General features: G+C 70.6%; 12 protein-coding genes. 5 read left to right on the plus strand and 7 right to left on the minus strand.

Going from position 1 to position 11,391, the window contains the following annotated elements:
- The 3 genes from Q2100_RS25390 to Q2100_RS25400 all read right to left on the minus strand — a co-directional run.
- Window positions 1-1,450 (minus strand): transglutaminase family protein (locus Q2100_RS25390; RefSeq protein ID WP_302916283.1); only part of this gene is annotated, 1,450 nt, incomplete at its 3' end.
- Between the two features lie 12 nt (window positions 1,451-1,462).
- Complete coding sequence (locus tag Q2100_RS25395; protein WP_302916284.1) at window positions 1,463-2,410, minus strand: DUF389 domain-containing protein; 948 nt, start codon at window positions 2,408-2,410, stop codon at window positions 1,463-1,465.
- Between the two features lie 75 nt (window positions 2,411-2,485).
- Complete coding sequence (locus Q2100_RS25400) at window positions 2,486-2,959, minus strand: winged helix-turn-helix transcriptional regulator (protein ID WP_302916285.1); 474 nt, start codon at window positions 2,957-2,959, stop codon at window positions 2,486-2,488.
- A 97-nt stretch (window positions 2,960-3,056) separates the two neighbouring features.
- Between Q2100_RS25400 and Q2100_RS25405 the strand changes: the two genes are divergently transcribed.
- The gene (locus Q2100_RS25405) at window positions 3,057-4,241 is read left to right on the plus strand and encodes a thiolase family protein (RefSeq protein WP_302916286.1); all 1,185 of its coding nucleotides are present in this window, start codon (window positions 3,057-3,059) and stop codon (window positions 4,239-4,241) included.
- A gap of 48 nt (window positions 4,242-4,289) precedes the next feature.
- On the opposite strand, the gene Q2100_RS25410 is transcribed toward Q2100_RS25405, so the two are convergent.
- The 3 genes from Q2100_RS25410 to aspS all read right to left on the minus strand — a co-directional run bounded on the left by Q2100_RS25410 (window position 4,290) and on the right by aspS (window position 7,005).
- The gene (locus Q2100_RS25410) at window positions 4,290-4,715 is read right to left on the minus strand and encodes a nitroreductase family deazaflavin-dependent oxidoreductase (RefSeq protein WP_264010964.1); all 426 of its coding nucleotides are present in this window, start codon (window positions 4,713-4,715) and stop codon (window positions 4,290-4,292) included.
- 65 nt (window positions 4,716-4,780) lie between these two features.
- Window positions 4,781-5,233, minus strand: a complete 453-nt coding sequence (locus Q2100_RS25415) for a nitroreductase family deazaflavin-dependent oxidoreductase (protein ID WP_302916287.1) — start codon at window positions 5,231-5,233, stop codon at window positions 4,781-4,783.
- Window positions 5,230-7,005: an aspartate--tRNA ligase gene (aspS, locus tag Q2100_RS25420; protein ID WP_302916288.1), complete on the minus strand. Its 1,776-nt coding sequence runs from the start codon at window positions 7,003-7,005 to the stop codon at window positions 5,230-5,232. The genes Q2100_RS25415 and aspS overlap by 4 nt, the downstream gene beginning before the upstream one ends.
- Window positions 7,006-7,081: 76 nt before the next feature.
- Between aspS and Q2100_RS25425 the strand changes: the two genes are divergently transcribed.
- Both Q2100_RS25425 and Q2100_RS25430 read left to right on the plus strand, forming a co-directional pair.
- Entirely contained in the window at window positions 7,082-7,969 is an 888-nt protein-coding gene (locus Q2100_RS25425; RefSeq protein ID WP_302916289.1) for an oxidoreductase, read from the plus strand.
- 19 nt (window positions 7,970-7,988) lie between these two features.
- On the plus strand, window positions 7,989-8,495 hold the full coding sequence (locus Q2100_RS25430) for an SRPBCC family protein (protein ID WP_302916290.1): 507 nt from the start codon (window positions 7,989-7,991) through the stop codon (window positions 8,493-8,495).
- Here the strand turns inward: Q2100_RS25430 and Q2100_RS25435 are convergent.
- The gene (locus Q2100_RS25435) at window positions 8,492-10,147 is read right to left on the minus strand and encodes a carboxylesterase/lipase family protein (protein WP_407667691.1); all 1,656 of its coding nucleotides are present in this window, start codon (window positions 10,145-10,147) and stop codon (window positions 8,492-8,494) included. The two genes, Q2100_RS25430 and Q2100_RS25435, sit on opposite strands and share 4 nt — an antisense overlap.
- On the opposite strand from Q2100_RS25435, the gene ypfJ reads away from it, so the two are divergent.
- A complete protein-coding gene (ypfJ, locus tag Q2100_RS25440) occupies window positions 10,068-10,949 on the plus strand; it encodes a KPN_02809 family neutral zinc metallopeptidase (protein ID WP_302916292.1) in 882 nt (293 codons plus the stop codon). The two genes, Q2100_RS25435 and ypfJ, sit on opposite strands and share 80 nt — an antisense overlap.
- Window positions 10,942-11,391, plus strand: a 450-nt coding sequence (locus tag Q2100_RS25445) for a DUF885 family protein (RefSeq protein WP_302916293.1), incomplete at its 3' end; no start/stop codon positions are given. The genes ypfJ and Q2100_RS25445, both read left to right, overlap by 8 nt.

An 11,391-nucleotide genomic window follows, 5' to 3' on the forward strand; every position in this document is an offset into this window, starting at 1 on the left:
CGACGGGTTCGCCGTCGGGCATCCGCACGGCGCGGGCGAGGCGGCTCAGCGGGTCCTCGAAGGCCGCGCGGACCTGGGTGGCGGGCAGGCCCAGACCGGCCGCGATCTCGCCGAGCAGCCGTTCACCGGCGTCGGGGGCGACCTCGACGTGGTCGGGTTCTTCGGGCCACGGGTCGGCCAGCAGCGCGTCGTCATGCCACAGCGGCTCGCCGTCGGTGCGCCACAACAGCCCGATCTGCCAGCGCGGCAACGGCTCTGAGGGATACCACTTGCCCTGGCTGCGCTGCACCAGACCGTGGGGTGCCCACACCTTCTTCAGCCGCGCCGCGAGCACCGAGGCGCGGCGGCGTTTGTCCGGCCCGTCCGCGGCGATCGTCCACTCCGGGTCGACCTGATTGTCGATCGACACGAAGGTGGGCTCGCCGCCGATGGTGAGGCGGACGTCCCGCTCGGCGAGTCGTTCGTCGACCCGGGCGCCCAGCGCGCTGATCGCGGCCCATGCACCGTCGTCGTAGGGCTTCGTGACCCGCGGGTCCTCGTGCACGCGGGTGACGATGTTGGAGAAGTCGAGCGTGGTGTCGCAGGGTTCGGTGGCGCCGGTGATGGGCGCCGCGGACGCCGGGTGCGGCGTCGCCGACAGTGGGATGTGTCCTTCGCCGGCGAACAGACCCGAGGTGGGGTCCAGGCCGATCCAGCCGGCCCCGGGAATGTAGACCTCGGTCCAAGCGTGCAGATCGGTGAAATCGGCGGCAGGACCGGACGGTCCGTCGAGCGCCTTGACGTCGGACGTCAGCTGCACCAGGTAACCGGACACGAAGCGGGCGGCGAGGCCGAGCTGCCGCAGCACCGACACCAGCAGCCACGCCGAGTCGCGGCACGAGCCGATTCCGTTGCGCAGCGTGTGATCCGGGGTGTGCACGCCGGGCTCCAGGCGCACGCTGTAGCCGACGTCGGCATTGACCGCCCGGTTGATCGCGACGAGGAAGTTGATGATCGCCGTACCCGGGGCGACCGAGAAGTTCTGCGCCCAGTCGCGGGCCACCTCGCCGGGCCCGGATCCCTCACCGTCCTCGTCGACCGGCCGCAGATACGGTTCGAGGTCGTCGGCCAGCGCCCGCGGATAGGTGAATCCCCCTGCACCTGGCCAACTCTCGGCGTAGCTTTCCACGAAGAAGTCGAACGGATTGATCACCTTGAGGTCGGCGATCAGTCCGACGGTGATGGTCAGCTCCCGGCTACGGGTCGGGAAGACCAGTCGCGCAACATAATTGCCGAACGCATCCTGCTGCCAGTTGACGAAGTGGTCGTCGGGCTGCACGCTCAGCGAGTAGGCCTCGATCGGCGTACGGGAGTGCGGCGCCGGGCGCAACCGCACCACGTGGGGGAACACCTCCACCAGTCGGTCGAACGTGTAGCTGGTGCGATGCTCCAGCGCCACCTTGATGCCCATCGGATGATCCCATCACACGGGGTCGGCCTGCGCATGACGCGCGGCCGCGCGGCGGCGGTGCAGATGTTGGTGCAGCCAGAGCACCAGCATGCCCGCGACCACGATGCCGACCAGGTTCAGCAGCAGCTGCAGGGCCGATTTCGCGGCGACGTCCCACTCCCCGACCGTCGCCGCGACCACCGCGAAGCCCGCCGCGGGCACGGTCGTGACCGAGATGAACACCCCGACCAGGGCCGCCGACTTCGAGGACACCAGTGACAGCATCCCGGCCGCCCCGGCGAGCAGCGCCACCACCAGCGAGAGCGGTCCCACCCGGAAGATGTAGTCGACCTCCTGCAGCTGGCGGGTGGTCTCCAGCGGGATCCAGCCGACCGCTTCTCCGGCCAGCACGGCCGCGGCGGTGACGATCATCGCCAGCGGAAATCCGACCGCCAGCGCGATCGACGCCCGGATCGCCATGTTGCGCCTGCGCCGGACGGCGGCCACGGCCAGCGCCGCGAGCGGTCCGAACTCGGGGCCGACCACCATGCCGCCGAGCAGGGTCACCGTGGAGTCGGTCACCACACCCACCGCGACGAGCAGACACGCCAGACACAGGAAGGCCAGGAAGGTGACGTTGAGCCGCGACTCGTCGCGGGTGCGCTCGGCGAGTTCGTCCCAGACGATCGCGTCGGCCGGGTCGCCCTCGGCGTCCTTCTCGGCCTGATGGGCGGCGGTCGAGACCACGGTGTCGACGACGTCGAGCGTGATCGCACCGTCGCGCTGCACGCACAGGTCCTTGAGCCGGTCCACCACGTCGTTGGCGCACTCGCGGGCGATGTCGGCGGTGATCTCGTCCCCCGACGGTTCGACGGCCGCGTCGACATGGATCACCACGTGGGTCGCGCCGGGTTCGCTGCGCAGCACCTCCAGGACAGCGTCCCGCCGCTCGGCCGGCGAGATCACCCGCAAATGCAGCACGGCGCTGAGACTAGCCATTTTCGGCGCGACGCAACCAGGAGATGGCCGGTTGGGCGTCGGACGGTCGGCCGGAGACTAGTCCCGGCGGGTCAACGCGACCGCGAGTTCATCGGCCGGCACGTCGTGGCCGTCGGCACAGCGCACCGTCACGGTCGCCTCGGCGCCGCAGCCGTCGTGCACCAACCGCACCCGCGAGCGCTGCGGCAGATGCCGCCTGCCCCACTCGAACATCGACCAGACCACCGGCATGAAGTCGGTGCCGGCGTCGGTCAGCACGTACTCGTCGCGGCTGCGCTGGCCGGGCACCTGGTAGGGGCGGCGGGTGAGCAGGCCGGCGTCGACGAGTTCGGACAACCGTGCCGAGGTGGCGGCCTTGGTGATGCCGACCCGGCGGGCGAAATCGTCGAATCGCGTTGTGCCGTAGTAGGCCTCGCGCATGATCAACATCGCCGACTTGGTGCCGAGCAACGCCATCGTCTTCTCGATCGGGCACTCGCCCACCGCAGACCAGGCGTCGCGATCGGCGAGCGGCCCCTGCAGCACTGCCATGGAATCAAACCCCATCCCTGAGTTGTTCTAACTATACCCAGGTGGTATATCTGGGTCCACATCAGAATACTCAGCGCTGAGCATCAGGAGGCAATTCATGACTGGATTCGCAGGACGGGACGCCGTCATCGTCGGAGCCGTCCGCACCCCGGTAGGCAAGGGCAAGGCCAGTGGCGCCCTGCACGACGTACTGCCCGTCGACCTGCTCGCGCACAGTCTCAAGGAACTGATCGCCCGCACCGGCGTGGACCCCGCCGAGATCGACGACGTGATCGCAGGCGCCGTGACGCAGGTGGGCGACCAGGCGGTCAACATCGCCCGCAACGCGGTCCTCGGCGCCGGCCTCCCCGAGACCGTGCCGGGCACCACCATCGACCGGCAGTGCGGCAGCAGCCAGCAGGCCATCCACTTCGCCGCCCAGGGCGTCATCTCCGGCGCCTACGACATCGTCGTCGCGGCCGGTGTCGAGTCGATGTCACGCGCCCCGATGGGTTCCAGCGTGCTGCCCGGCAGCGATCCGTTCGGCGTCGGCTTCGCCGCGCGCTACCCCGAGGGCCTGGTCCCCCAGGGCATCAGCGCGGAACTGATCGCCGCGAAGTGGGGGCTCTCGCGCACCGAACTCGACGAGTTCTCCGCAGGCAGCCACGAGAAGGCCGCGACCGCCACCAAGGAGGGCCGCTTCGACGCCGAGCTGGCGCCGATCGCCGGGCTGAGCACCGACGAGATCATCCGTCCGGGCACCACGGTGGAGACACTGGCCGGCCTCAGGCCCGCGTTCTACAACCCGGCGTACGAGGCACGGTTCCCGCAGATCGGGTGGTCGATCACGCCGGGCAACTCCTCACCGCTGTCCGACGGCAGCGCCGCGGTGCTGATCACCACCACCGAGGCGGCCAACCGGCTGGGTCTGCGGCCGCTGGCGCGCATCCACTCGATGACGGTGGTGGGATCCGATCCGCTGTACATGCTCACCGGCGTCATCCCCGCCACCGAGAAGGTGCTGGCGCGCGCCGGTCTGACGCTCGCCGACATCGACCTGTTCGAGGTGAACGAGGCGTTCGCCCCGGTGGTGCTGGCATGGGCGCGCGACACCGGCGCCGACCTGGCGAAGACCAACGTCAACGGCGGCGCCATCGCGATCGGGCATCCGCTCGGGGCCAGCGGCGCCCGGATCATGACCACAATGGTCAACGCGCTGGAGCAACGCGGCGGCCGATACGCGCTGCAGACCATGTGTGAGGGCGGCGGCATGGCCAACGCGACGATCATCGAGCGGTTGTAGCGATTTCGGCGCGGTTTCGTTCCCCGAGCGAACGAAACCGCGCGCGAATCACGCCCGGACGAGCTCGAAGAGCGGAATGACGCGGTCCGTCTTCGACTGGTACTCGCCGAACTGTGGAGCCAGTTCGACGACGCGGGGGTACAGCGCGTTGCGCTCGTCCAGCGGCAGCTCGTGGGCGTCGGCGTCGAAGGCCTCGGTGCCGATTTCCACATGCACTCTCGGATTGGCCCGCAGGTTGTGCACCCAGGCGGGCGCCTTCGGTGCGCCACCGAAGGAACCGGCGATCAGGATCCGGTCGTCGATGGGGAAATACACCAACGGCGACACCCGCGGCTTCCCGGACTTGGCGCCGACGTTGGTCATCAGCACGATGTCGGAGCCGGCGAACGGACCGCCGACCTTGCCGCCGTTGGCCCGGAACTCCTCGACCACCTTGCGATTGACGTCGTCGAGCACGTTGCGGTCGGACGCCATCTTGTCTGCGTCGAAATCGTTGTCGAATTCAGTCACGACACAAGTCGACCGCGGCGAGGGGGAATCTATTCCCGCCGCGTCAGCTCGAACAGCGGGATGGCCCGATCGGTCTTGGCCTGGTAGTCGGCGAACACCGGCGCCAACTCCACGATCTTCGGGTACCTCGCGTCGCGCTCGTCGGCCGGCAACTCGCGCACGTCGACGTCGTAGGCCTCGGTGCCCACCTCGATGTGGGCCCGGGGGTGTGCCCGCAGGTTGTGCACCCACGCCGGGTCCTTGGGCGCGCCGGCGTAGGAGCCGACGATCAGCATCCTGCCGTCGACGGTCAGGTAGGCCAGCGGCGACAGCCGGGGCTTGCCGCTCTTGGCGCCGGTCGTGTGCAGCAACAGCAGGGTGCCGCCCTCGAAGGGGCCGCCGACCTTGCCGCCGTTGGCGCGGAACTCCTCGACGATGGCCTTGTTGAAGTCGTCCAGCGCCGCGGTGTCCGCGACGAGCTTGTCCTTGTCGATGTCGCTCATGGTTGATCAGACTTCTTGGGCTTGGCGTCTATTCCCGACTCCCTGCGCTGCTGCGCGGTGATCGGCGCCGGCGCCCCCGTGAGCGGGTCGGCGCCGCCGCCGGACTTCGGGAACGCGATCACCTCGCGGATCGAGTCCGTGCCGGCGAGCAGCGCCGTGATGCGGTCCCAGCCGAAGGCGATCCCGCCGTGCGGCGGCGCGCCGAAGGTGAACGCCTCCAACAGGAAGCCGAACTTCTCCTGCGCCTCGTCGTGGTCGATGCCCATCATCGCGAACACCCGCTCCTGAACGTCGCGGCGGTGGATACGGATCGACCCGCCACCGATCTCGTTGCCGTTGCAGACGATGTCGTAGGCGTTGGCCAGGGCGGCGCCCGGATCGGTGTCGAAGATCGCCTCCGACTCGGGCTTGGGCGCCGTGAACGCATGGTGCACGGCCGTCCACGCCCCGGATCCGACCGCGACATCGCCCGCGGCCGTTGCCTCTTCGGCCATCTCGAACAGCGGCCAGTCCACCACCCAGGTGAAGGCCCAGGCGGTCGGGTCGATCATGTCGAGCCGCTTGGCGATCTCGATGCGCGCGGCGCCGAGCAGTGCGCGCGCCGAGCGGGCGGTACCGGCGGCGAAGAACACGCAGTCCCCTGGAGCCGCGCCGACGTGGGCGGCCAGGCCGTCGCGCTCGGCGTCGGTGAGGTTCTTGGCGACCGGACCGCCGAGTGTGCCGTCCTCGCCGACCAGCACGTAGGCCAGCCCCTTGGCGCCGCGCTGCTTGGCCCACTCCTGCCAGCCGTCGAGCGTCCGCCGTGGCTGCGAGGCGCCGCCCGGCATCACCACCGCACCGACGTAGGGCGACTGGAAGACGCGGAACGGCGTCTCGGCGAAGTACTCGGTGCACTCGACGAGTTCCAGGTCGAAGCGCAGGTCGGGCTTGTCGGAGCCGAAGCGGCGCATCGCGTCGTCGTAGGTGATCCGCGGCAGCGGCAGCGGCAGGTCGTAGCCGATCAACGCCCACAGTGCGCGCAGCACCTGCTCGGAGATCGCGATGACGTCCTCGGCGTCGACGAAGCTCATCTCCATGTCGAGCTGGGTGAACTCCGGCTGCCGGTCGGCCCGGAAGTCCTCGTCGCGGTAACAGCGGGCGATCTGGTAGTAGCGCTCCATGCCCGCCACCATCAGCAGCTGCTTGAACAGCTGCGGGCTCTGCGGCAGCGCGTAGAACGAGCCGGGCTGCAGCCGGGCAGGCACCAGGAAGTCGCGCGCCCCCTCCGGCGTCGACCGCGTCATCGTCGGCGTCTCGATCTCCACGAAGTCGCGCTCGGCGAGCACCGCGCGGGCGGCGGCGTTGACCCGCGACCGCAACCGGATCGCCTGGCCCGGCCCCTCGCGGCGCAGGTCGAGGTAGCGGTACCGCAGCCGCGCCTCTTCGCCGGCGACCTCGTCGAGCTGGAACGGCAGCGGTGCGCTCTCGCTCAGCACGGTGAGAGAGGTGGCGTTCACCTCGATCTCACCGGTCGCGATCTCGGCGTTCGCGTTGCCCTCGGGCCGGGTCTCCACCACGCCCTCGACGGCGACGCAGAACTCGGCCCGCAACCGGTGGGCTGCCTCGAGCACCCCCGCCTCGCGGAAGACCACCTGGGTCACCCCGGACGCGTCGCGCAGATCGATGAAGATGACGCCGCCGTGGTCGCGCCGGCGCGCCACCCAGCCGGCCAGCGTCACCGTCTGACCGGTGTCGGCGGGCCGCAACGAACCGGCGGCATGACTGCGCAGCACGAAATCTCCTGGGGGTTGCCTGACAAGACGACCGCCACAGTGTAGTGGTGGCACCCGCGTCGGTAGCTTGGCGCGTATGGGCACACGCGTCGCGGTCATCGGTCCCGGGGCCATCGGCGCCACCGTCGCCGCCTACCTGCACGCCGCAGGCCAGCCGGTGCTGCTGTGCGGCCGCAGCGCCCGTGACGGCGTCGAGGTGCGCCGCGACGATCGGGACCCGATCGTCGTGCCCGGGCCGGTGCACACCGATCCCACCGCCGTCGAGGCGGCGGTCGACGTCGTGCTGCTGGCCGTCAAGGACACCCAGAACGAACAGGCCGGCCAGTGGCTGGCCCGGCTGGCCGACGAGAACACCGTGGTCTGCGCGCTGCAGAACGGGGTCGAGCAGACCGAGCGGGTGGGCAGGTACTGCCCGGCGGCGACGGTGGTGCCCGCCGCGGTGTGGATCTCGGCGGAGGTGCAGGCGCAGGGCTGGGTCCGGCTGCGCACCGACGCGCGGCTCGTGCTGCCCGACACCCCGGCGGCCGGCACACTCGCCGACCTGCTGCGGCCCACCGGGATGACCGTGGAGCTCGAACCGGACTTCATCTCCGCGGCCTGGCACAAGCTGCTGATGAACGCCGTCATCGGGTTGATGGTGCTCACGGGCCGGCGGACCGGGATGTTCCGCCGCGACGACGTCGACGCGCTGGCGCGGCGCTACCTCGCCGAGTGCCTCGCGGTGGCACGTGCGGACGGCGCCACCCTCGGCGACGGCGTGGCCGACGAGATCCTCGGGATGCTGCGGCAGTCGCCGCCCGACATCACCACCTCGATGCTGACCGACCGCGAGGCACACCGGCCGCTGGAGTGGGACATCCGCAACGGCGTGATCGCCCGCAAGGCGGCGGGCTACGGAGTGGCGACGCCGGTCAGCGACGTGCTGGTGCCCCTGCTCGCAGCGGCCAGCGACGGTCCCGGCTAGACACCGTGCCCTAGGGTGTATGCCCATGTTCCCCTGCGAGCGCGTCTCCCTCACGTTCGTCGACTCGGCGCCGTATCGCTTCGTCAGCACCGTCGACCTCGCGATCACCCCGGAGCAGGTGTTCGAGGTGCTTGCCGACGAGACGTCGTGGCCGCAGTGGGCGACGGTGATCACCAAGGTGACGTGGACCAGCCCCGAACCGCGCGCCGTGGGCACCACCCGTCGGGTGCAGATGCAGGGCGGCATCGTCGGCGACGAGGAGTTCCTGGCCTGGACGCCGTTCAGCCATATGGCGTTCCGCTTCAACGAGGCCTCGACCCGCAGCATCGCCGCGTTCGCCGAGGACTACCGCGTCGTCCCGACGCCCACCGGCAGCCACCTCACCTGGGTGATGGCCATGAAACCTAACGGTGTCGCGGCGCGGGTGGGCATGACGCTCGGCAAGCCCGTCATGGGTTGGCTGTTCCAGCGCTTCCTGCACAACCTGCGCCGCTACACCGACGAGCGGTATCCGACCGCCGCCTAGTACATCCCGTCCCAGGCGTTGCGGCGGACCTCGTCGGGGTCGTCGACCGACACGTCGCGGGCGGAACGGATCACCCGCGTGCGGCGCTGCTCGGCGTCGTAGCGCGGCCAGTCCTCGCGCCACACCTGCCCAGGCGCCCAGCCGCGGGTGGCGAAGTCCAGCCAGGTGCTCTGCATCCGCCGTCCCACCGCCGGCTGCACCCGCCTGCCCAGCGGATGGATCTTGCGGCCCAGGTAGGAGGCGTAGCTGTGCTGGATGTGCACGATCTCGCTGCCGTGCGTGGCGCCGAGGCCCAGTGCACGCAGCGTCCAGGTGGTGTGGTCGAAGCGGTAGACGTAGGTGGGCGCATGCGCGCTGTAGGCGTCGGCGAACGCCCACGTCGGCGCGCCGAACATGACGTCGGAGCCGAACGCGATCAGTGCGCGGCGGCGGGGGAACTCCGGGTACGCGGCCAGCAGCCGGTCGTGCACCTCCGGCGGCCGCCGGCGCAGGTAGGCCTCGACGCCGGCCATCGTCGTGGGCAGCATCGGCGGTTTGCCCCAGGCGAACATCGACGCCTCGTGGCTGTTCGTGCCGATGATCAAGGGCACAGGGGCGACGGCGCCGGCCCGGGCCGCGTCGATCGGGTGCTGCGGCAGCAGGTCGACACCGTGGGTGAGCCCGTAGGCGAGCGTGGGGCTCTCGGCCGCGCTCTCCAGCTGCAGCTGACCGGCCGCGCGGCGTAACTGCCGCTGCGGCAGGGTCTTCAGCGAAGCCGGGCCGGTGCCGACCAGTTGCAGGAACCGCTCGGACCGGCGCGCCCTGATCTCCCGGTCGGCGATGAGCGGCAGTGCCGGGCTCTGCGCGATCGCACGGCTGAACAACCCGCGGGCGGCCGGGCTGGCCAGCAGGGCGAGCACCGACGTCGCACCCGCGGATTCGCCGAACACCGTCACGTGATCCGGGTCGCCTCCGAACGCGGCGATGTTGTCACGGACCCAGCGCAGCGCTGCGATCTGGTCGCGCAGGCACAGATTGTCGTCGAAGCCGTGGCCCAGGTCGCCCAGCTCGAAGCCGCCGAAGACGCCCAGTCGGTAGGTCACGTTCACCACGACGACGTTGCCGTTGGCGGCCAGCCGCGACCCGTTGTAGAGCTGAAGCTGGCCGGCGCCGTAGACGAACGCGCCGCCCGGGACCCAGACCATCACCGGCAGCGCGGCCCCGGGGAGCGGGGCCGGGGACCACACCGTCAGGGTCAGGCACGCCTCGTCGCGGATCTTCGGGTCGTCGCGGCCGCCGCCGACGAATGACCGGCCCTGCGGCGGCAGCGGTCCGTGCTCCACCGCATCGCGCACCCCGGTCCACGGCCGCGGCGGCAGCGGCGCGGTGAACCTGCGCTCGCCGACCGGCTGGCGGGCGTACTCGATCCCGCGCCACACCGCGACGCCACCCTCGGTGGAGCCGCGCAGCCGGCCGAGCGTCGTGTGCGCGACGGTGGGCACTTCGGCGACGACGGACACGCCTGAATCGTAGTGTGGCAAGCTGAACGCGGCGTATCGCCGAGCGTCACGGCCAGTACAGATGGGGTGTGCGATGACCTTCAACGAAGGTATGCAGATCGACACGAGCACCACATCCACCGGCGGAGGGGGTCGCGGCCCGGGCCGCGGCATCGCGGTCGGTGGCGGTGGGCTCGGCCTGATCGTGCTCGTCCTCGCGCTGTTCCTCGGCGTCGACCCGAGCACGGTGATGCCGGAGCAGGGCGCACCCGGTGCCGAGGCGGAGGGCTTCGACACGAGCCAGTGCCGCACCGGCGCCGACGCCAACCGCATCGCCGAGTGCCGGGTGATCGCGACGGCCAACTCCCTGGACGGCATCTGGCCGCAGCTGCTGCCGGACTACACCCGGCCACGGGTGAAGCTGTTCACCGGGCAGGTCAACACCGCCTGCGGAGCCGCGTCCAGCGAGGTCGGCCCGTTCTACTGCCCCGGTGACCAGACGGCGTACTTCGACGTCGGGTTCTTCGACGTGCTGAAAGACCAGTTCGGTTCCAGCGGTGGACCGTTGGCGCAGGAATACGTCGTCGCCCACGAGTTCGGCCATCACGTCCAGCAACTGCAGGGTTCGCTGGTGCGCGCCCAACAGGATCCCGAGGGCCCGACGGGCGGCGGAGTGCGCACCGAACTGCAGGCCGACTGCTACGCCGGCGTGTGGGCGCACTACGCCGCGATCACCAAGCAGCCGGGCACCGATGTGACGTACCTGCAGCCGCTGACCGACAAGGACATCGCCGACGCGCTGTCCGCCGCGTCGGCCGTCGGCGACGACCGTATCCAGGAGGCCGCCACCGGCCGGGTCAACCCCGAGGCATGGACGCACGGTTCGTCCGAGCAGCGGCAGAAGTGGTTCACCGAGGGCTACCGGACCGGCGATCCGGCGTCCTGCGACACCTTCGCCGCCACCGACCTTGGGTAGGGCGGCCACGGCCGTCGACACCGTCGCGGAGCGCTACCTGGACACCGTCGCGGCGCTCGATCCCTGCGCCGCAACGGAAATGGGCATCGTCGGGCACGACGACGACATCACCGACTACTCCCCCGACGGCGTGACCGCCCGCGCCGAGGCCGCCCGCGCCGCGCTGCGCGAGCTCGACGGGGCGACACCCGTCGACGAGACCGACCGGGTGACCGTTGCCGCCATGCGGGAGCGCCTCGGCGTGCTGATCGACCTGAACGACGCCGGGCTCGACCTCGGCGAGCTCAACGTGATCGCCTCGCCGCTGCAGTCCATGCGCGACGTGTTCGACCTGATGGCCACCGACACCGAGGACGACTGGGTACTGATCGCCCGGCGCCTCGCCCGGCTGCCCGACCGGGTGGCCGGTTACGCGCAGGCCCTGCGCACCGCCGCCGAGAGC

The organism is Mycolicibacterium arseniciresistens, from assembly GCF_030519285.1.
Lineage (GTDB): Bacteria > Actinomycetota > Actinomycetes > Mycobacteriales > Mycobacteriaceae > Mycobacterium > Mycobacterium arseniciresistens.

What these genes read in the sequence shown, in the direction of transcription:
- Q2100_RS25405 (WP_302916286.1), top strand. Translation starts at nt 3,057, where the DNA reads ATGACTGGATTCGCAGGACGGGACGCCGTCATCGTCGGAGCCGTCCGC.
- Q2100_RS25400 (WP_302916285.1), bottom strand. Translation starts at nt 2,959, where the DNA reads ATGGCAGTGCTGCAGGGGCCGCTCGCCGATCGCGACGCCTGGTCTGCG.
- Q2100_RS25410 (WP_264010964.1), bottom strand. Translation starts at nt 4,715, where the DNA reads ATGGCGTCCGACCGCAACGTGCTCGACGACGTCAATCGCAAGGTGGTC.
- Q2100_RS25435 (WP_407667691.1), bottom strand. Translation starts at nt 10,147, where the DNA reads ATGCCGCGGCCCGGGCCGCGACCCCCTCCGCCGGTGGATGTGGTGCTC.
- ypfJ (WP_302916292.1), top strand. Translation starts at nt 10,068, where the DNA reads ATGACCTTCAACGAAGGTATGCAGATCGACACGAGCACCACATCCACC.
- Q2100_RS25425 (WP_302916289.1), top strand. Translation starts at nt 7,082, where the DNA reads ATGGGCACACGCGTCGCGGTCATCGGTCCCGGGGCCATCGGCGCCACC.
- Q2100_RS25415 (WP_302916287.1), bottom strand. Translation starts at nt 5,233, where the DNA reads ATGAGCGACATCGACAAGGACAAGCTCGTCGCGGACACCGCGGCGCTG.
- Q2100_RS25430 (WP_302916290.1), top strand. Translation starts at nt 7,989, where the DNA reads ATGCCCATGTTCCCCTGCGAGCGCGTCTCCCTCACGTTCGTCGACTCG.